The sequence below is a fragment of the Klebsiella sp. LTGPAF-6F genome (genome assembly GCF_001753185.1).
Classification (GTDB): Bacteria; Pseudomonadota; Gammaproteobacteria; order Enterobacterales; family Enterobacteriaceae; genus Klebsiella; species Klebsiella michiganensis.
On record NZ_CP017450.1, the window covers coordinates 3,183,111 to 3,204,625 of the forward strand.

Sequence of the window (21,515 nt, forward strand, 5' to 3'; positions counted from 1 at the left end):
GGCGCGCCACTGACTTTGTCAATTTTAGGAAACGGGACCGATTATGGATAACTTGCGCTTCTCTTCTGCGCCAACAGCAGATTCCATTGATGCATCGATCGCTCAACGCTACCCGGACTGCGAACCTGTCGCAGTCATCGGCTACGCCTGCCATTTTCCTGAAGCGCCGGATGGCGAAACCTTCTGGCGAAATCTGCTGGAAGGCCGCGAATGCAGCCGACGCTTTACGCGCGAAGCGCTTCTGGCCGCCGGGCTGGATACCGCCATTATTGACGATCCTTGTTACGTCAATATTGGAACGGTTTTAGACAACGCTGACTGCTTCGATGCCACCCTGTTTGGCTATTCGCGGCAGGAAGCGGAGTCGATAGATCCCCAGCAGCGCCTGTTTTTACAGGCGGTCTGGCATGCGCTGGAGCATGCAGGTTACGCCCCGGGCGCCGTCCCCCATAAGACCGGCGTTTTCGCCTCTTCGCGGATGAGCACCTATCCCGGCCGCGAAGCCCTGAACGTGACAGAGGTCGCACAGGTCAAGGGCCTGCAGTCTCTGATGGGCAATGACAAGGACTATATAGCCACCCGCGCGGCCTACAAACTCAATCTGCACGGCCCGGCGTTATCGGTACAGACCGCCTGCTCCAGTTCGCTGGTTGCGGTCCATCTGGCCTGCGAAAGCCTGCGCGCAGGCGAATCCGATATGGCGGTAGCCGGCGGAGTGGCGCTTTCCTTCCCCCAGCAGGCGGGTTACCGCTACCAGCCCGGGATGATTTTCTCTCCCGACGGCCACTGTCGCCCTTTTGACGCCTCGGCAGAGGGCACCTGGGCCGGCAACGGTCTCGGCTGCGTGGTGCTGCGTCGCCTGAAGGACGCGCTGCTGTCAGGCGATCCGATTATCGCGGTGATCCTCTCCAGCGCGGTCAACAACGACGGAAACAGAAAAGTGGGTTATACCGCGCCGTCGGTGGCAGGACAGCAAGCGGTCATCGAAGAGGCGTTAATGCTGGCGGCCATCGACGACAGGCAGATCGGCTACATTGAAACCCACGGTACCGGCACGCCGCTGGGAGACGCGATTGAAATAGAAGCCCTGCGCAACGTCTACGCTCCCCGCCCGCCGCAACAGCGCTGCGCGCTGGGTTCCGTGAAGAGCAACGTTGGTCACCTGGATACCGCGGCGGGCATTGCCGGACTGCTGAAAACCGTTCTGGCGGTCAGTCGCGGAAAAATTCCGCCAATGCTGAATTTTCACACGCCAAACCCGGCGCTTAAGCTCGAGGAAAGCCCCTTTACCGTGCCGGTGACGGCGCAGGAGTGGCAGGACGAAGTGCGCTACGCGGGCGTCTCCTCCTTCGGTATTGGCGGCACCAACTGCCATATGATCGTCGCTTCGCTGCCCGACGAACTCAACATAAGCTACCCCGCCGCGGATGACGGCAGCAAGAGTTCCGCGCTGTTGCTCAGCGCCGCCAGCGACACCGCGTTGCGGCAGCTGGCAGCGGACTATGCCGCGGCGCTGAGGGAGAACGCGAATGCCAACAATCTGGCCTTCACGGCGTTACGCGCGCGCCGTCTCGATCTTCCCTTCCGCCTGGCGGCGCCATTAAATCATGACACCGCCGCCGCGCTCAGCACCTGGGCTGGCGCGAAATCGACTTCGCCGGTCTATAGCGGCCACGGCGCCAGCGGCAAACAGGTGTGGCTGTTTACCGGGCAGGGTTCGCACTGGCGCACTATGGGCCAGTCTCTGTACCAGCACTCAACGGCGTTTGCCGATACGCTGGAGCGCTGTTTTGCCGCCTGTCGCGACATGCTCACGCCTTCGCTACGGGAAGCGATGTTTAATCCCGATTCAGCGCAGCTTGACAATATGGCCTGGGCCCAGCCGGCGATTGTCGCGTTCGAAATCGCGATGGCGGCCCACTGGCGCGCTGAAGGACTGAAGGCCGACTTCGCCATGGGTCACTCCGTCGGCGAATTTGCCGCTGCCGTTGTCTGCGGACACTATACCATTGAGCAGGTCATGCCGCTGGTGTGTCGGCGCGGCGCGCTGATGCAGCTGTGCGCAAGCGGCGCGATGGTGGCGGTATTTGCGCAAGAAGAGGCGCTGATGCCGTTGGCCCGTCAGTTCGAGCTGGATCTCGCCGCCAACAATGGCACCCGGCATACGGTCTTTTCCGGGCCGGAAGCCCGTATCGCGGAGTTTTGCGCCGCGCTTTCGCAACACGAGATCGACTATCGTCGCCTGAGCGTAACCGGCGCGGCGCACTCCGCTTTACTTGAACCAATACTCGATCGCTTCCAGGAGGCCTGCGCGGGTCTGCTCGCCGAGCCGGGGCAAATACCGCTGATTTCCACGCTTACCGCCGAACTCATTGACGAGGCGACGCTCAACCAGGCGGATTACTGGCGCCGCCATATGCGCCAGCCGGTACGTTTTATTCAGAGTATTCAGGCGGCGCGCAAGCTCGGTGCCCGCGTTTTTGTTGAAATGGGGCCCGACGCCCAGCTGATTGCCTCCGGACAGCGCGAATACCGCGATGACGCTTACTGGATAGCCAGCGCCCGGCGTAAACAGGAGGCGAGCGCTGTCCTGAATCAGGCGCTTCTCCAGCTATACGCGGCCGGCGTCACCTTACCGTGGGCCGATCTTCTGGCAGGCGATGGGCAGCGTATCTCCGCGCCATGCTATCCGTTTGCGACCGAGCGTTACTGGAAAGAACGCGCCACCTCCGCCTGCGAGCCTGCCGATGCTGTGCTTGCCGCTGGATTAGAGGTGGCCAACAGCGCCGCGACAGCGCTCGAACTCCCACGTCTGGAGGCGCTTAAACAGTGCGCCACGCGACTGCACGCCATCTATGTCGATCGGCTGGTACAACGCTGTACGGGCGATGCGATAGATAACGGCGTGGACGCCATCACCATTATGCGCCATGGACGACTGATGCCCCGCTACCAGCAGCTGCTTCAGCGCCTGCTAAATAACTGCGTGGTCGACGGCGACTACCGCTGCGCTGAGGGGCGCTACTACCGCGCCCGCCCCATTGAACATCAGCAGCGGGAAATTCTGCTGACGGAACTCGCCGATTATTGTGAAGGTTATCAGGCTATCCCCGATACCATCGCCCGTGCCGGCGATCGGTTATACGACATGATGAGCGGCGCGGAAGAGCCGGTGGCGATTATCTTCCCGCAAGGCGCTTCCGACGGCGTAGAGGTGCTATATCAGGAATTCAGCTTTGGCCGCTATTTCAACCAGATTGCCGCCGGGGTAATACGGGGTATCGTCCAGGCGCGTCAGCCCCATCAGCCGCTGCGCATTCTTGAAGTCGGCGGCGGAACCGGCGGCACCACCGCATGGCTGCTGCCTGAACTCAAAGACGTACCGGCGCTGGAGTACCACTTCACCGATATCTCCGCACTGTTCACCCGCCGTGCGCAGCAGAAATTCGCCGACTATGACTTTGTGCATTACGACGAGCTGGATCTCGAACAAGAGGCGCAGTCTCAGGGCTTTGCGGCGCAGTCTTACGATCTTATCGTCGCGGCTAATGTGATCCATGCCACGCGCCATATCGGTCGAACCCTCGATAATTTGCGTCCCTTGCTCAAGCCGGGCGGGCGCCTGCTGATGCGCGAAATCACCCAGCCAATGCGTCTGTTTGATTTCGTTTTCGGCCCGCTGGTCCTCCCGCTACAGGATATCGATGCCCGCGAAGGCGAGCTCTTCCTCACCCCCCATCAGTGGCAGCAGCAGTGCCGCCGCGCCGGATTCTGCAAAATAGCGTGGCTACCGCAGGACGACAGCCCGACCGCCGGTATGAGCGAACATATCATTCTCGCCACCCTGCCCGGCCAGGAGATGTCCACGTCATCAGAATCCGCGCTGGAACAGACGTTGCCGGATAACCCTGATTATCTCGCCGACTGGTCCGATTGCGCAGGTCAGCCGGAACGGTTTACCGCCCGCTGGCAGGAGGCCTGGCGGCGCCTCTCCGCGCGGCACGGCGACGATTCCCCCGTGAAACCGCCCCTCGTTACCGCCCCGCAATGGCTGGGGGAGGTGCGCTTAAGCTGGCGAAACGCAGCCTTTTCCCGCGGCGAGATGCGCGTGGAAGCCCGTCATCCAGACGGCAAGTGGCTGCCGCTGGCGCCCGACGCGCCTCTTCCTGCGCCGCAGACGCATTATCATTGGCGCTGGAGGCCCCTTTGCATCGACAGTAATAGCCGCCCGCTGGTATTCCGCTTCAGCGCCGGTACCCTTGCCTACGAAGAGGCGCTGGCGCAATACGGCATTCTTCACGATCCGCAGGCCCCTTCTGTCCTGATGATTGTCGACGAGAGCGAGGAGACGCTGGCGTTAGCGACACAGGTGAAAGAGGCGCTCACCGCCAGCCCAGGCGGCTTGATTGTCGTCACCCGCCGCGCGTGGCGAATCGAGGAAAACGAGGCGCTATCAGCGGCCCATCACGCGCTGTGGGCTATGCTTCGCGTCGCGGCCAACGAACAGCCGGAACGGTTAATCGCCGCTATCGATATGGCTGAAAACGCCTCGTGGGAAACGCTGCGTCAAGGATTAAGCGCTGTTTCATTGTCACAACGCTGGCTTGCAGCCCGGGATAACGGCTTCTGGCTCCCTTCGCTGGCGCCCAATGCGGGATGCGCCGCCGAATTACCGGCGAAGGTGTTTGCCGGCGATAACCGCTGGCATCTGGTGACCGGGGCGTTTGGCGGACTGGGCCGCCTTGCCGTGAACTGGCTCAGAGAAAAAGGGGCGCGCCGCATCGCGCTACTGGCGCCGCGCGTGGATGCGTCATGGCCAGGCGACACAGCGGACGTGGAGATTCGCGTCTGCCGTTGTGATGTGGGTGATGCCGGAAAGCTGGCCCGCGTTCTTGATGAGCTGGCGACCAGCGGCGGCATTGCCGGAGCGATTCATACCGCTGGCGTATTGGCTGATGGGCCCTTGCAGGAACTTGATGACCACCAGCTGGCCGCCGTTTTCGCGGTCAAAGCGCAGGCGGCAAGCCAGCTATTACAAACGCTGGGCAACCACGACGCCCGTTATCTGATTCTCTATTCGTCCGCTGCCGCTGCCCTCGGCGCGCCAGGCCAGAGCGCCCATGCGCTGGCCTGCGGGTATCTTGACGGGCTCGCCCGGCAGTTCTCCTCCCTTGATACGCCGAAAGTGCTCTCCATCGCCTGGGGCGCATGGGGAGAAAGCGGCCGGGCGGCTACGACGGAGATGCTGACGACCCTTGCCGATCGTGGCATGGGCGCGTTAAGCGATGCCGAGGGGCGCTGGCACCTTGAACAAGCGGTGATGCGCGGCGCCGCCTGGCGACTGGCCATGCGCGTTTTCTCCGACAAAATGCCCCCGCTGCAGCAGGCTCTGTTTAACGCCGCAGCAACAGAACACGCCGCGATTCCGGCCGCGACTCCCGCTGATAACCATGCTTTTCACGGTAGCATCAGCGATAAAGCGGCGGTGATGACATGGCTGAAAAATCGCATTGCGGTGCAGCTAAGACTGAACGATCCTGCTTCGCTGAACGCAGATCAGGATCTGTTACAGCTGGGAATGGACTCGCTGCTCTTTCTTGAACTCAGCAGCGATATTCAACATGACCTGGGTGTACGCATCAACGCGGAACGGGCGTGGCAGGATCTCTCGCCGCACGGGCTCACACAGCTTATCTGTTCTCAGGCAGAGACGGCGCCGGAAGCGTTGCAGCACGATGCCGCTGAGCGTTACGCGCCCTTCCCGTTGACGCCGATTCAGCATGCCTACTGGTTGGGCAGAACCCATCTTATTGGCTATGGCGGCGTTGCCTGTCACGTGCTGTTTGAGTGGGATAAACGCCACGATGAGTTCGATCTCGCCGTACTGGAGAAAGCATGGAACCAGCTCATTGCCCGCCACGATATGCTGCGGATGGTGGTGGATGCAGATGGACAACAGCGCGTTCTGGCGACAACCCCGACGTATCGTATCCCGCGCGACGATCTGCGCGCGCTTTCCCCGCAAGAGCAGCGCCAGGCGCTGGAAAAACGGCGCCATGAACTGAGCTATCGCGTTTTACCTGCCGACCGGTGGCCGCTCTTTGAGCTGGTGGTCAGCGAAATCGACGATTGCCGCTACCGCCTGCACATGAACCTCGATCTTCTGCAGTTCGATGTGCAGAGCTTTAAAGTCATGATGGACGATTTGGCCCTGGTCTGGCGCGGAGAAACCCTGCCGCCGCTCAATATCACCTTCCGCGATTACGTGATGGCTGAACAGGCGCGCCGACAAACAACAGCATGGCACGATGCCTGGGATTACTGGCAAGAAAAACTGCCGCAACTGCCTTCAGCGCCGGAACTGCCGGTGGTGGAGACACCGCCGGAAACCCCGCACTTCACCACGTTCACTTCGACGCTTGACAGGCAAGAGTGGCAGGCGGCGAAACAACGCTGGCAGCAGCAGGGCCTCACCCCCTCCGCCGCGCTGCTCACGCTGTTTGCCGCCACCCTCGAGCGCTGGAGCCGTACCACGGCATTTACGCTGAATCTGACGTTCTTCAATCGCCAGCCGATCCACCCGCAAATCAATCAGTTGATCGGGGATTTTACCTCCGTCACGCTGGTTGATTTTAACTTCTCAACGCCACTAACGCTGCAGGAGCAGATGCAACGAACCCAGCAGCGCCTCTGGCAAAACATGGCGCACAGCGAAGTGAACGGCGTTGAGGCGATCCGCGAGCTGGGGCGCCAGCGCGGATCCCAGCGTCAACCGTTGATGCCGGTGGTGTTTACCAGCATGCTGGGGATGACGCTGGAAGGAATGGCTATCGACCGGGCAATGAGTCATCTGTTCGGCGAACCCTGCTATGTCTTTACGCAAACGCCGCAGGTCTGGCTGGATCATCAGGTGATGGAGAGCGATGGCGCGTTGACGTTTAGCTGGTACTGCATGGACAACGTGCTGGAACCGGGCGCGGCTGAAGCGATGTTTAATGACTACTGCGCCATCCTGCAGGCCGCTATTGCCAACCCTGAAGGCCTGAAGACCATGGACAGCAGCATTGCCGAACACATTCCCCGCCGCCGCTGGCCGCTGAACGCGCAGACAGACTACGATCTGCGGGATATTGAGCAAGCGGCGCAGGAATACCCCGGCATCCTACAGGCCAGAGCGGAATTAAGCGAAAATGGCGCGTTAACCCTGGATATTGTTGTGACCGAGGATCCACCGCCCTCAGCGCCGTTACATGATGAGCACGATCTCGCCTCACTGGCGCTGCCGTTGCCTGAACAGACGCAACTTGACGAGCTGGAAGCGACCTGGCGCTGGCTGGAGGCGCGTGCGCTGCAGGGGATTGCCGCCACGCTACATCGCCACCGTCTGTTCATCACCCCGGAGGTTGCCCACCCATTTGGCGAAATAGTACAGGCGCTGAGCGCGCAAGCGTCACACCGGCGCCTGCTACGCCAGTGGCTGCAGTGTCTGGCGGAAAGAGAATGGTTAGTGCGCGAGGGGGATAGCTGGCGCTGCCGCATTCCGCTCAGCGAAATTCCCGAGCCTCACGAAGCTTGCCCGCAAACCCACTGGAGCCAGGCGCTGGCGCAGTATCTGGACGCCTGCATCGCCCGGCACGACGACCTCTTCTCCGGGCAGTGTTCGCCGCTGGAACTGCTGTTCAACGAGTCGTTGCGCGTAACCGACGCGCTGTATCGCGAAAACCCCGCCAGCGCTTGTCTGAATCGCTATACCGCGCAGATTGCCGCCCTTTGCGGCGCAGAACGGATCCTTGAGGTGGGCGCCGGAACCGCAGCCACCGCGGAACCGGTGCTGAAGGCCACGCGAAACACGCGGCTGTCATACCACTTCACGGATGTCTCCGCGCAGTTCCTCAACGACGCCCGAACTCGTTTCCACGATGAATCGCGGGTGTCTTACGCCTTATTCGATATCAACCAGCCGCTGGATTTTACCGCCCACCCCGAGGCGGGTTACGACCTGATTATTGCCGTCAACGTGCTTCACGACGCCAGCCATGTCGTACAGTCGTTGCGCCGATTAAAGCGGTTGCTGAAAGCCGGCGGACGTCTGCTGATCGTGGAAGCGACGGAACGAAACAGCGTATTCCAGCTGGCGAGCGTCGGCTTTATCGAAGGGTTAAGCGGATACCGCGATTTCCGCCGCCGGGATGAAAAACCTATGCTCACCCGTTCGGCATGGCAGGAAGTGCTTGTGCAGGCCGGTTTTGCCAACGAACTGGCCTGGCCGCCGCAGGAATCGTCGCCGCTGCGCCAGCATCTGCTGGTCGCACGTTCGCCTGGGGTGAATCGCCCGGATAAAGCAGCCGTGAGTCGCTATCTGCAGCAGCGTTTTGGCGCCACCCTGCCCGCGTTGCAGATCCGGCAGCGAGAAACGTTATTTACTCCGCTATCGGCCCCGCCTGACGCACAGATTGCGTCAGCCGAATCGACACCGAGCTCCGGGGGAGATCCGGCGCTGGAAAAACAGGTCGCTGAACTCTGGCAAACGCTGCTGTCTCGCCCCGTGGCCAGACATCACGACTTTTTCGCGCTGGGCGGCGATAGCCTGATGGCGACAAGGATGGTCGCGCAGTTGAACCGCAGAGGGATTGCCAGCGCCAGCCTTCAGGATCTGTTCACCCATTCAACGCTCAGCGACTTCTGCGCCCATCTGCAGGCCTGTTCGTCGGCAGAGGAGAATCCTGTGCCCATTTGCCAGGGCGGTGGCGACGAAACGTTGTTTGTTTTCCATGCTTCAGACGGCGATATCAGCGCCTGGCTGCCGCTCGCCAGCGCGCTGAATATGCCCGTTTTTGGCCTGCAGGCAAAATCGCCGCAGCGTTTTGCCACGCTTGATCGGATGATCGATGAGTATGTCGCGAGTATCCGCCGCCAGCAGCCGCACGGCCCTTATGTTCTGGCGGGCTGGTCGTATGGCGCTTTTCTTGCGGCGGGCGCCGCGCAGCGCCTGGATGCCAAAGGCGAGCAGGTACGGCTGGCGTTAATCGATCCCGTGTGTCGACAGGATTTTCGTTGCGCAAACCGGACGGCCCTGCTGCGGCTGTTAGCCGAAGGCGATACGCCGCTGGCGCTGCCGGAACATTTCGATCGGCTGACGCCCGACCGCCAGCTTGCCGATTTTATCGACCTTGCCAGAACGGCCGGAATGATGGCGCAAAACCTGACGCTACAGGCGGCGGAAGCGTGGATCGACAACATCGCGCATCTGCTGCGCTTACTGACCGAGCATACGCCGGACGAAACCGTTCCGCTCCCCTGTCTCATCGTGCATGCCGCGATGAGACCCGCGCGCTGGACGCCAGCGGAAACCGAATGGCAAACCTGGATAGACCGCGCCGACAGCTATGCGATTAAAGCCAGCCATTGGCAAATCATGCTGGATCCCCCCCACGTTCAGACCTGTGCGCAGCATATCAAGCGCTGGCTCGGCGCAACCTCAACGCAACCGGAGAACACGTTATGATGCCGTCCGCCGCCCCTAAGCAACGCGTACTGATTGTGGGCGCTAAATTTGGCGAAATGTACCTCAACGCCTTTATGCAGCCCCAGGAGGGGCTGGAACTGGTTGGTCTTCTGTCCCAGGGAAGCGCGCGATCGAGAGAGCTGGCCTGTGCGTTTGGAATCCCGCTGTATACCTCGCCGGAACAGATCGCCGAGATGCCGGATATCGCCTGTATAGTCGTGCGCTCAACCGTCGCCGGCGGGAGCGGAACCCAGCTTGCCCGGCACTTTTTGACCCGCGGCGTGCATGTGATTCAGGAACATCCCCTCCACCCGGATGACGTCCGTTCTTTACAAGCGCTGGCGCAGGAACGGGGCCGCTGCTATTGGGTCAACACGTTTTATCCGCACGCGCGTGCGGGTCGCGCCTGGCTCGGGGATGCGCAGCGGTTACGTCGCAGCCTGGCTCAGGCGCCGTCGGTTGCTCACGCAACCACCAGCCGACAGTTGCTCTACTCCACGCTGGATTTGTTGTTGCTGGCTCTAGAGGTTGATGCCGCCAGCGTGGCGTGCGAAGTGGTCGGTAGCTTTAGCGACTTTCACTGTCTGAGACTTTTCTGGCCGGCGGGAGAAGCCTGTCTGCTACTTCAGCGCTATCTCGATCCTGACGATCCTGATATGCACAGCCTGATTATGCACCGTTTGCTGCTGGGCTGGCCGGAAGGTCATCTTTCGCTGGAGGCAAGCTACGGCCCCGTGGTCTGGTCATCCAGCCTGTTTGTCGCAGAACATCAGGCGAATGTTCGTAGTCTCTACCGCAGGCCGGAGATCCTGCGCGACCCGCCGGGTCAGACGCGCAGTGCGGCTCCCCTGAGCTGGCGTGATTGCTGTGAAACCGCCGGACCGGAGGGGGTCGGCAGGTTGCTACAGCAGCTGCGCTGCCATCTGGCGGGCGGAAATCTGCCGGCGGCCTGCCACTCCGCTCATCAGCTCGCGTTATCACAGTTATGGCAGCAGATTTTACGCGCGACCGGCAATGCCGAGATCCGACACCTGAAGCCGCCACGTCACGACCGGTTAACGGCTTTCTACCGCCACGATGAGGAGTCCTGGTGATGCAATCTGCCATGTGTATACCGTTATGGCCCGCCCGCAACGCCAGTACGGCGCATCTGGTGATGTGCCCCTTCGCGGGCGGCAGCAGTAGCGCGTTTCGCCGCTGGCGAGACCACCCCATGGCGGAGATCGCGCTTTCCCTGGTGACCTGGCCGGGGCGCGATCGCCTGCGCCATCTGGCGCCGCTCAGCAGCATTACGCAACTGGCGTCGCTGCTGGCGGACGAACTGGAAGAGAGCGTATCGCCTGACGCCCCGCTTTTACTTGCCGGGCACAGCATGGGCGCGCAGGTGGCGTTTGAAACCTGCCGGCTTCTGGAACAACGGGGGCTTCCCCCGCAAGGGCTGATTATTTCCGGCTGCCATGCCCCTCATCTGCATTCCCGGCGCAGGCTCAGCGACCGCGATGATGCCGACTTTATCGCTGAACTGATCGATATCGGCGGATGTTCGCCTGAACTACAGGAAAACAAGGAGCTACTGTCGCTATTTCTTCCTCTTCTGCGCGCTGATTTTTACGCTACTGAGCACTATCACTACGACTCGCTCGACGATTTTCCGCCGCTGCGCACGCCTGCTTTGCTCGTGTGCGGCAGCCGCGATCGTGAAGCCTCCTGGCCGGAGATGGAGGCCTGGCGTCCGTGGCTGAACCATATCGCAGGCGAGGTGGTGATTGACGGCGACCATTTTTATCTGCTGCAACAATCCAGGGCCTTTTTTACGCAGATTATTCACCATTTTCCCCACGTATTTTCTGCGACGACCGCTTTGCAAAATCGGTCCTGCACTTCAGAAAGGTGACGCATGCACTCTTCTTTTGATTCTCTAATAAAACAGTATCCCTTCCCCATTGCTGAACAGCTGCGCCACTGGGCGGCTCGCGATCCCTCGCGAATTGCTGTCGTTGATGCCAAAGGCTCGCTGACCTACAGCGCGCTCGATCTTCGGGTCGATGAGCTTGCTGCAGGGTTATACTCGCTGGGTTTGCGTCCGGGAGAACATGTGCTTATCCAACTCCCCAACGGCAACGCATTTGTGATCCTGCTGTTCGCGCTGTTAAGACTGGGCGTTATCCCTGTTCTGGCGATGCCCTCGCAGCGGGCGCTGGATATTGACGCGCTGATCGCGCTGGCGCAACCGGCCGCTTATGTGATTCATGGAGAAAGCCACGCGGACCTGGCCCGCCAGATGGCGTGCAAACACGCCTGCCTGCGGCAAGTTCTGGTCGCAGGTGAGACCGAAGGCGACGATTTTACGCCGCTCTTCTCGCTGCGCGGCGAACGGCAGGCGTGGCCGCAGCCCGATGCTGCCGGCACCGCGCTGCTGCTGCTCTCAGGCGGCACCACCGGGACGCCAAAGCTTATCCCGCGACGGCACGCTGACTATAGCTATAACTTCAGCGCCTCCGCCGAACTGTGCGGCCTTAAGCCACAGAGCGTGTATCTCGCCGTCCTCCCCGTGGCGCATAACTTTCCGCTGGCCTGCCCCGGTATTCTGGGAACCCTTGCCTGCGGCGGAAAGGTGGTATTGACCGACAGCGCCAGCTGCGATGAGGTGATGCCTTTAATCGCTGAACAAGGCGTGACCCACGTCGCCCTGGTACCGGCGCTGGCGCAGCTCTGGGTGCAGGCCAGAGAGTGGGAAGACAGCGATCTCTCTTCGCTACGCGTCATTCAGGTGGGCGGCGCCCGGCTTGACCCAACGCTTGCTGAGCAGGTTATCTCGACGTTTGATTGTCCCCTGCAACAGGTATTCGGTATGGCGGAAGGCCTGCTCTGCTTTACCCGGTTGGACGATCCTCTGGCCACCGTTCTCCACAGCCAGGGGCGCCCTATGTCTCCCCTGGATGAAATTCACGTCGTTGACGAAGAGGAGAACGACGTTGCGCCCGGCGAAACGGGACAGTTATTAACGCGCGGTCCTTATACTATTACGGGCTATTATCGCGCTCCCGAGCACAATGCCCGGGCCTTTACCGCGCAAGGATTTTACCGTACGGGCGACAATGTCAGGCTCGATGAGGCGGGAAATCTGTACGTTGAGGGGCGTATAAAAGAGCAGATCAACCGCGCCGGAGAGAAAATAGCCGCTGCGGAAGTGGAATCGGTGCTGATGCGTCTGGAAGACGTAAAGGATTGCGCCGTGGTCGCCGCGCCGGACACGCTGCTTGGCGAGCGGATATGCGCGTTTATCATCGCGCAACGCACTCCCTCTGACTATCAACAGCTGCGTCAAAAGCTGGTCCGAATGGGGATCAGCGCGTGGAAGATTCCCGATCAAATTGAGTTTCTGACCCACTGGCCGCTCACCGCCGTCGGCAAGGTAGATAAAAAGCGCCTGACGGCGCTCGCCATTGAGCGTTATCGCCATTCAGCCCAATAAGCGCCCCGCTACCCGAAACAGGTGGAAATAAACCCGTTTCGGGTAGCAGTGCAATTAGAAATAGTTATCATTTTCAATTCACCATTATCGGTATTTTGGCGTCTCGCCGTTTTTCAGGGATTCATAACAATGAAAATGACACGGTTTTATCCTCTGGTTCTGGGGGGATTTTTACTCCCGGCCGCTGCTCATAGCCAAACCTCACAGCAAGATGAAAGCACGTTGGTGGTCACCGCCAGTAAACAGTCTTCCCGCTCGGCATCAGCCAATAATGTCTCTTCTACCGTTATCAGCGCGACGGAGTTAAGCGACGCGGGCGTTACCGCCAGTGACAAACTCCCCAGAGTGTTGCCAGGGCTGAATATTGAAAATAGCGGCAACATGCTTTTTTCAACGATCTCGCTACGCGGCATCTCTTCGGCCCAGGACTTTTATAACCCCGCCGTTACCCTGTATGTCGATGGCGTCCCGCAGCTTTCGACCAACACCATCCAGGCGCTGACCGATGTGCAAAGCGTGGAGCTGCTGCGAGGACCGCAGGGCACCTTATATGGCAAAAGCGCCCAGGGCGGGATCATTAACATCGTCACCCAGCAGCCGGACAGCACGCCGCGCGGCTATATTGAAGGCGGCGTCAGCAGTCGTGACAGTTATCGAAGCAAACTCAACCTGAGCGGCCCGATTCAGGATGGCCTGTTATACGGCAGCGTGACCCTTTTACGCCAGGTTGATGACGGCGAGATGATTAACCCCTCGACCGGTAGCGATGATTTAGGCGGTACCCGCGCCAGTATCGGGAATGTGAAACTGCGTCTGGCGCCGGACGACCAGCCCTGGGAAATGGGGTTTTCCGCCTCGCGCGAATGCACTCGCGCTACACAGGATGCCTACGTGGCATGGAATGATCTCAAGAGCCGTACGCTGTCTCTCGGCGAGGGTTCACCGGACCCGTACCTACGGCGCTGTACTGACAGCCAGACGCTAAGCGGTAAATACGCTACCGATGACTGGGTTTTCAATCTGATCGGCGCCTGGCAGCAGCAGAATTATTCCCGGACCTTCCCTTCCGGCTCGTTGATCGTCAATATGCCTCAGCGCTGGAACCAGGATGTGCAGGAGCTACGCGCCGCCACCCTCGGCGATACGCGTACCGTGGATATGGTATTTGGGTTGTACCGGCAGAACACCCGCGAAAAGCTAAATTCCTCCTACGATATGCCGACGATGCCCTATTTAAGCAGCACCAGCTATACCACCGCTGAAACCCTTGCCGCCTACAGCGATCTGACCTGGCATTTAACCGAACGTTTTGACATCGGCGGCGGCGTGCGTTTCTCGCATGATAAAGCCAGCACGCAGTATCACGGCAGCATGCTGGGAAACCCATTTGGCGACCAGGGTAAAAGCAATGACGACCGGGTGCTCGGACAGCTCTCCGCAGGCTATCTGCTGACCGACGACTGGCGGGTATATACCCGCGTCGCCCAGGGATATAAACCTTCCGGATACAATATCGTGCCTACCGCAGGTCTTGATGCCAAACCGTTCAACGCGGAAAAATCCATCAACTATGAAATTGGCACCCGTTACGAAACCGCCGATGTCACGCTGCAAGCCGCCACCTTTTATACCCACACCAAAGATATGCAGCTCTACTCTGGCCCGGTCGGAATGCAGACCTTAAGCAATGCGGGGAGAGCCGACGCCACCGGCGTTGAGCTGGAAGCGAAATGGCGGTTTGCCCCCGGCTGGTCATGGGATATCAATGGCAACATGATCCGTTCCGAATTCACCAACGACAGCGAGCTGTACCACGGCAACCGGGTGCCGTTCGTACCGCGTTACGGCGCGGGAAGCAGCGTGAATGGCGTGATTGATACGCGCTATGGCGCACTGATGCCCCGGCTGGCGGTTAATCTGGTGGGGCCGCACTATTTCGATGGCGACAACCAGCTGCGGCAAGGCGCCTACGCCACCCTGGACAGCAGCATTGGCTGGCAGGCGACGGAACGGATGAATATTTCCGTCTATGTCGATAACCTGTTCGACCGTCGTTACCGTACCTATGGATATATGAACGGCAGCAGCGCCGTCGCGCAGGTTAATATGGGTCGCACCGTCGGTATCAATACGCGAATTGATTTCTTCTGATCCAACGATCCAGGGATGCAATAATCGCATCCCTGTCATCACCGAATTTAACTCGTTGACGTCCGGAAAACGCCAGGGACAACCCCAGCCAGCAACAAAACCTATATTGTCACTGGCCGGCCTTGAAGATAATTCCATCGGCCTGCTGCTGCCGAAGGAATTCAGCGCTTACTTCGCCGGAATAATCAGCACCTGGCCCGGATAGATTTTATCGGGATGCGTCAGCATCGGTTTGTTGGCTTCAAAAATACGTTGATACTCATTGGCGGAGCCATACATCGCTTTAGAGATGGCGCTCAGGGTGTCGCCGGATTTCACCGTATAATAGCGACTTTCCGCCCCGCTTTGCGTCACCTTCACGCTGTCATTAACCTGACCAACGCCGGTGACGTTACCTACCGCCACCAGAATTTTTTCCTTATCTTCTTGCGAACCGACATCGCCGGTAACCGTCGCGGTGCCGTCGTCCGCAACATCAATATTGACCTTTTCGGCACCAGGCAGATTAAGACCATCAATATGTTTTTTCAGCTTGTCGGCCTTATCTTCCTTGCTGCCGCCGGAGACGGCGTCCCATATTTTCTCGCCCGCTTCTTTGACAAAATTTAATAATCCCATCGTTCCATACCTCCATTACTGTTTCACGATCAAATATTCATCAGACCGATTAAGCCCATTTCCAGGATGTCGGTTCTGCTACCCCATAGCGGCCAGCACAACCTGCCATCAAAGTATAATCAATAAGCGTCAACGTGCAGGATATTTGCCCGGATACGGCAGGAAAATCGGCACTCTGCCCAGTGGGCATGACATAAAATCAGGCGTTAACCCGCAGTGATGGCGAAAACGGCTCAGGTCGGGACAATCAGCTGCAGGCCTGGATAGCGCTGCAGCCAGCGTTTTTCCGCGACGCGCTGGCGGAAAATAGCCAGCTTATGCTGCGCAAATACCGGCGTGGGCCGCAGACGGAGTGCAAACAGATCGTCCAGCCCGTAGGGCGCAATAACCTCAATAAGCCCTGAACGTCCCATTCTGACCGCGATAGCCGTCGCCGTTTCAGGCCAGTACAGCAACGCATTCTCCGTGGAGTGATAAGGTTTATTACCGTTACGTTGATGCATTCTGGCCTGATTCTTCACCGACCAGTTAAAGGCGGATGATTGCTGGCTCAGCCTCTCTTCCAGCACCCTATCGTCGGCGGCGCTGCCGCTTTTCGCGTCGAACCAGACAACATCCACATCACCCGAAACTGGCCTTTGCCCGTAGCCGTGCAGATGATCCCAGACCGCATCCCTGACAAAGCCGGCGCCAATCCAGCCATCGCTGAGTTCCAGCGCCTGAACGGCGTACAGCGCGTTCATTCTTACCGGGTCGTTTAACAACACGCTTTGTAAAAGGTCCTGATATTTCATGGTTTCCCTGTAAACGGCGATCGGTCCGCTAAGTGTATCAGCGTTCAGGAGGCGCCGCTTCAGGCGCCCCCTGTTATTGGGGTCAGTTTGGATATCGAAAATTATTTTATGTTTTAACCACTTAGATGTGAGAAAACCGCTCTCTGAGCGGATTTTCGTATCCCGATGAGCGATGCTAATAGCTCCTCTCAAACGATCTTAAGAAGATCCTTCTGAATCTTTGATCGTGATAGTGTAGGTTTTGTCGAAATCGCCTGATTTTGAAAGCATTCCGCCACCTAAGCCGCCATGTACTCGTACTTTAACTATACCTGCTTTTGTTGGTATCCCTCTAATCTGGATGCAATTATTGAATTCATCATCATCACAATACTGTAGGTGGAGACCTAAATTATCTGGATGAATATCTCCTGCAATGACCTGCTTACCATAAATATCATAAGAAAGAACTATTCCGCCAAATATATTTATTTGGTTATAGTAGGGAGTACCAACAATTGCATCATTAAGAATCTCCCCTTCTGGAGTAAATTCTGCCTGTAACGAACAGGCGGAAAGTAAAAGTAAAGATAAAACAAAAAATATCTTCCCCATGTTTATTTTAATGGTTTAAAAACCATCCCTCCAAAAAATCTCTTGATAAAAAATTGCAAATCTTTTTTAGGTTTTATCCAATTTCTTTGTTTTCCCCAAGAAAACAATTCCAAACTAATATATCCGTTGGGATCTTGTGTGACTGAACCATTCCAGACAACCCAGTGTGTAGGTAAAATTGTTTTATTTGTACTATTTACAAGAACTCCATCGTTTATTAACGTAACGACTTTATAGCCTCGCTCAATATATTGATTTAAATCTCTGATTCCCTGGACACCTGCCTGCGTGATCCCTACATTACTGAACACCTTTTCATAACCGGCCTTTTCAAACCATTCAGTCAGTGTTTGCCACATTGTGATGCCAGCCACTGGCGAATCAAGAGCATCAAAGCTCAGCATGGTATTCTCTGAATCCCTGAGCCCAGCTAGTGTCATCCAGTCAGTACCGGCTATCTTTGGCCTGCCATCATCATAGTAAAATGCACCTGTAGGGTGACGACAGCCTTCACCAGGTGAGATGATTAAGTCACCTATTTTAGTTTTCCCGTACCGCCAAAGTTCACGGGCAGCTTGCGCATACACATCGGGGCGATCCTTTTGCAAACAGTAAAAAAATGCAGCAGGCCCACATACACTTGCTGCTATTTGATTAGGGAAATCAAATCCGTTAAATCTTTCATCTATTTGACGTTCTATTAAATTTTTATCAAAAGGGTCTCTGGGATTGCCAATGGGGTATTCCTTTGCAATAAATGGACGTTCCGGGATGGTGATTTTAATCTGCTTTGTTTCGCCCCCCTGACTCTCAGGTTTCATTGTCCCTTTTGACTCAAAATAACAGGGGTTCTCCCGCTTCACCGGAGACCAGGCTTTGCCCGACGCAAATTCTTCCAGCGTGTACATCTTAGTGAACGGAACAGGCGTTACGCAGTGCGTATGCAACATGGTTTTTCGGTAAAGATTCATTTCCATAATATAAATTGTCGAGAGTGACTCATTTATATTTCCGGTCATGTGACTCTGTGTTTCATAATTTCCCAGAAACGGCTGTTGCTTCACATCCACAAGGGGCGATTTATTCCTGCTGGAGTCCATGCGATAAATGCACAGGTCATATAACAAAGCATCAGCCGGGACATTAGAGTTAATACGGGTACTGAGATAGTAAACAGCCATAATTAATCCATTAATATATGCAGGTTAATATTTTCAGCAGATTCAGCATAATGCCATCCGGTAACCCCGTGTTCATCGGTAACACCAGCTTCAGAACGTCCGTCCGGGAACATCAGAGTGTAGCGGCAACCAGCCATTAGCTGGCCATCGTCACCGGCGCACTGAAAGCGAATACAGTTCCGGGCACCGGAATCCTGTGCCTGTTGCGCCGGGACAGAGGACTGACTGGTATTGCGGGAGGTCAGAGAGCCGGTGTCTGTGCTGGTATACTGCGTGGCTGAACCGTACACGTAGTGATCTGGGCAACGGCACAGCACTCTGTCACCTGTGGCCGCATACGCTTTGCCTTCTTCTGCCCAGTCCTGCGCGGAGGCCAGAATTTCAAAATACCCGTTACATTTACTGCATGATGCCTTGTCGCCGGTCCGGGCTATTGCATTACTTCCTTCAAACCAGGACGCAGTCGCTGAAATGATTTCTCCGTAACTCGTTTTATCACCCAAACAGGCCAGTGCTCTTGCCATTATTAATCCCTCAATATATAAGCGGTTATACTCACCGGCATCATACAACAATCACAACTTAACCAAAATCTTCGGCTTCTGGTTGCCGGTACAGTGCCTGAATGCGGCATATCTGGGAGGGGCAGTACCCTGTCGCATCTGCCGTTTCACGGATGCTCAGTTTCTTGACCTGCCGGTAGTACAGGACTTTCTGATGCCGTCCTGATCGGCCTGTTTTCACCGGTATTTACCCAGTGTATGCGCCCGTTCAATACCCTGCTTTTGTCGCTGGCGGCGGCCCAGCCAGTCCTTATGCGACATCGCGGCCATCAGGTCGATAAGTATGTCATTGATGTCGGTTATCACGGCGCGGGTTATTGGGTCAGCCTGCGAAGGCTCCTTATCTGACAGAGCCTGCTATGAGGTGGGCACATCCAGGCTGACAATCCGCAGCACGTGTTGCTCGATCTGCTTTTTCAGCCTCATCCAGTACATTACCAGCCGTATGCCCCTGCTTCAGTCCAGACTTGAAGAGGTCAATGCCATGGCTGCCCTTGGTGAGCTGCCCGATATGGAAATATCTGACAAGGGGGGGTAAAAGTCTCCCCGCTGGATAACTGCGTCCCGGTGCAGGTTTCACAGCTGCCAGAGCTGGTTTACAGTATGCTACCGCACCCTAAAATCACGGAAATTCTCGATGAGGTAAACAGCTGGACGACGTTTACCCGACATTTTTCGCATATAAAAAATGACATTACCCATCCCGATACCCGCCTGCTCCTCACCACCATCCTTGCGAATGGCGTCAATATTGGTCTGACCAAAAGCCCCGGAAGCACCAAATCATCACTGGAAGATATCCAGCCATGGTACATCCGCGACGAAACCTATTCAGCCGCCCTTGCAGAGCTGGTAAACGCGCAGGGGTAAAGACCACTGGCGGCATTCCGGGGAGACGGGACAACGTCATCATCAGATGGACAGAATTTCAGAACAAGCAGCTCAGGCAGCTACGCAGGGCAGGTTAACCCGAAATATGGGCAGGAGCCTGGACGTCAGTTTTATACCCATATATCGGATCAATACAGCCCGTTTTACACCTGTATAATCAGTCGGGTCAGGGATTCAACCCATGTGCTAGATGGCTTGCTGTACCACGAAATGACTCCTTATTCACCTCGCGGCTACGCCTCGTACGCAGCGTGATGGAAATCAATTTCCCACTGCAGCACATCGCCGTAAAGCGCCGACAGCGCCTGCTTTTCGCTTTCACTCAGCGCCATGGCGCAGCGGTCGAGTTCGTTCTTCAGCCAGAGCGCCTGCTGATAAAATTCGTCCTCCGCGTGCATTTCCACCCAGCGGCGCACGTCCGCATCGCTCTGGTGATGTTCGCTCGCCCGTCGGCACCAGAAATAATACATCCACTCCGCACCGAACATCAGGGTAACAATCTGCTCATAGCTTCCCTGCCGGGCCGTCCGCAGCATGCCGTCGCGAAAGCGCCGCACGCCGGGCAGATCGTCCGGATAATCAGCGGGAGTTATCCGCCGTTCTGATAACACCTGTTCAAACCATGCAATCTGCGTGTCAACCAGGGCATTCAGGACGCCAATAAGCCAGCGCTGCTGATGAATACCCGGCGCCTTGCTAACCCCGAGAGCAAAAATCGCGATTGCCGTCGCGACAAAGTTGCCCTCAAACACCAGATAGCGGTTAAAGACGGCTGTCGGCAGACGATCCTGTTCGATATCAGTCACAAAACGGTGCTGCTGCATCGCCTGCCACGCCGGTTGATGTTCGCGCAGCAGGCGTTCGCTAAACGCTTCCATTATGCTTCCTCCAGCGCGGCCTGAGCGACCGACATAAAATGCTTCACCCGGGCCAGCTCAACATCGTTCCACCAGACGCCATCGACCTTCATCGTACTGGCCACAATGACCCCCTGGGTCCGCCCGAGGATCTGACTCACGTTGGCGGGCGTCACCCCGGAGCCCACCAGTAGCGGTAGCTCCGTCGCCGCGCGGATCTCGTCAATTTCCTCCATCGTTGCGCTATCGCCCGTGCGCTGGCCGGTCGCAATTACCGCGTCGGCCTCGAAGAAATCCACGTCGCGCGTGAGCTCCTGAATCGAACGATCGGCAACGATGGCGTGGCTACCGTGCTTGACGTGGCTATCGGCAAAGACGCGAATATGTTCAGCGCGCAGCATGCTGCGATAGCGCAGCGCCTTAGCGGCCGCCCCTTCAATAAATCCTTCGTTGGCGATATAGGCGTTGGCCCACTGGTTTACGCGGACGAAATCGGCCCCGCCCGCCAGGGCGATCGCCATCGCCGGGATCGCCGCGTTCGCCAGGACATTAATGCCCAGCGGCACACCAAAACGCTCGCGAACTTTCTCGGTAATCACCGCCATCAGCGCAGAGGTTTCATGACCGATATCCTCAGGTTTGGAAAAAGGAATATCACCATGGTTTTCAATAATCAGGCCGTGAACGCCGCCAGAAATATAATTTTCGGCATCGCGAAGTGCACGCTCAACAATACCGGGGACTGATTTGCCTCGATATTTCGGCGTACCGGGAAAAGGATCGCAATGAATAACACCAATAACAACTTTATTACGTGAAAAAATAGCTTGTATTGCATTCGTTTTTTCTGCTGAGATAGCAACCATCTTATCCATCCTGTTAAGGG

The 21,515-nt window shown here is 57.4% G+C and carries 12 protein-coding genes and 2 pseudogenes; 6 read left to right on the plus strand and 8 right to left on the minus strand.

Annotated features, from left to right (window positions below; genetic code table 11):
- Positions 1 to 43 precede the first annotated feature (43 nt).
- The 5 genes from irp1 to fyuA all read left to right on the plus strand — a co-directional run bounded on the left by irp1 (position 44) and on the right by fyuA (position 15,131).
- Positions 44 to 9,505 (plus strand): yersiniabactin polyketide synthase HMWP1, encoded by a 9,462-nt coding sequence (gene irp1, locus BJF97_RS14855; RefSeq protein WP_070082931.1) that lies wholly within the window; start codon positions 44 to 46, stop codon positions 9,503 to 9,505.
- A complete protein-coding gene (locus BJF97_RS14860; protein WP_032694984.1) occupies positions 9,502 to 10,599 on the plus strand; it encodes a Gfo/Idh/MocA family oxidoreductase in 1,098 nt (365 codons plus the stop codon). Before irp1 ends, BJF97_RS14860 begins: the two co-directional genes overlap by 4 nt.
- Entirely contained in the window at positions 10,596 to 11,399 is an 804-nt protein-coding gene (locus tag BJF97_RS14865) for a thioesterase II family protein (RefSeq protein WP_032694983.1), read from the plus strand. The genes BJF97_RS14860 and BJF97_RS14865 overlap by 4 nt, the downstream gene beginning before the upstream one ends.
- Positions 11,400 to 11,402: 3 nt before the next feature.
- Positions 11,403 to 12,980 carry a yersiniabactin biosynthesis salycil-AMP ligase YbtE gene (gene ybtE, locus BJF97_RS14870; RefSeq protein ID WP_032694982.1) on the plus strand — a complete coding sequence of 526 codons (1,578 nt, stop codon included), beginning with the start codon at positions 11,403 to 11,405 and terminating at the stop codon, positions 12,978 to 12,980.
- A 129-nt stretch (positions 12,981 to 13,109) separates the two neighbouring features.
- Complete coding sequence (gene fyuA, locus BJF97_RS14875) at positions 13,110 to 15,131, plus strand: siderophore yersiniabactin receptor FyuA (RefSeq protein ID WP_032694981.1); 2,022 nt, start codon at positions 13,110 to 13,112, stop codon at positions 15,129 to 15,131.
- Between the two features lie 168 nt (positions 15,132 to 15,299).
- Here the strand turns inward: fyuA and lysM are convergent, their stop codons facing one another.
- The 6 genes and pseudogenes from lysM to BJF97_RS34715 form a co-directional block, all read right to left on the minus strand.
- The gene (gene lysM / locus BJF97_RS14880) at positions 15,300 to 15,749 is read right to left on the minus strand and encodes a peptidoglycan-binding protein LysM (protein ID WP_004136991.1); all 450 of its coding nucleotides are present in this window, start codon (positions 15,747 to 15,749) and stop codon (positions 15,300 to 15,302) included.
- A 233-nt stretch (positions 15,750 to 15,982) separates the two neighbouring features.
- Positions 15,983 to 16,543, minus strand: a complete 561-nt coding sequence (locus tag BJF97_RS14885; RefSeq protein ID WP_032694980.1) for a nucleotidyltransferase family protein — start codon at positions 16,541 to 16,543, stop codon at positions 15,983 to 15,985.
- A 198-nt stretch (positions 16,544 to 16,741) separates the two neighbouring features.
- Positions 16,742 to 17,137 carry a hypothetical protein gene (locus tag BJF97_RS14890; RefSeq protein WP_032694979.1) on the minus strand — a complete coding sequence of 132 codons (396 nt, stop codon included), beginning with the start codon at positions 17,135 to 17,137 and terminating at the stop codon, positions 16,742 to 16,744.
- A gap of 2 nt (positions 17,138 to 17,139) precedes the next feature.
- Positions 17,140 to 18,318, minus strand: a complete 1,179-nt coding sequence (locus tag BJF97_RS14895) for a hypothetical protein (protein ID WP_032694978.1) — start codon at positions 18,316 to 18,318, stop codon at positions 17,140 to 17,142.
- 2 nt (positions 18,319 to 18,320) lie between these two features.
- On the minus strand, positions 18,321 to 18,842 hold the full coding sequence (locus BJF97_RS32640; RefSeq protein ID WP_071993414.1) for a PAAR domain-containing protein: 522 nt from the start codon (positions 18,840 to 18,842) through the stop codon (positions 18,321 to 18,323).
- 58 nt (positions 18,843 to 18,900) lie between these two features.
- Positions 18,901 to 19,310: pseudogene (locus BJF97_RS34715) on the minus strand (recombinase family protein); the annotation flags it as partial.
- Here BJF97_RS34715 and BJF97_RS14910 point away from each other — a divergent pair.
- Positions 19,309 to 19,982: pseudogene (locus BJF97_RS14910) on the plus strand (Tn3 family transposase); the annotation flags it as partial. The pseudogenes BJF97_RS34715 and BJF97_RS14910 sit on opposite strands and share 2 nt — an antisense overlap.
- Positions 19,983 to 20,005: 23 nt before the next feature.
- On the opposite strand, the gene BJF97_RS14915 reads toward BJF97_RS14910, so the two are convergent.
- Together BJF97_RS14915 and BJF97_RS14920 are read right to left on the minus strand one after the other, a co-directional pair.
- Positions 20,006 to 20,650, minus strand: a complete 645-nt coding sequence (locus BJF97_RS14915) for a TenA family protein (protein WP_014229393.1) — start codon at positions 20,648 to 20,650, stop codon at positions 20,006 to 20,008.
- Positions 20,650 to 21,495: a BtpA/SgcQ family protein gene (locus BJF97_RS14920; protein ID WP_014229394.1), complete on the minus strand. Its 846-nt coding sequence runs from the start codon at positions 21,493 to 21,495 to the stop codon at positions 20,650 to 20,652. Before BJF97_RS14920 ends, BJF97_RS14915 begins: the two co-directional genes overlap by 1 nt.
- Positions 21,496 to 21,515 lie beyond the last annotated feature (20 nt).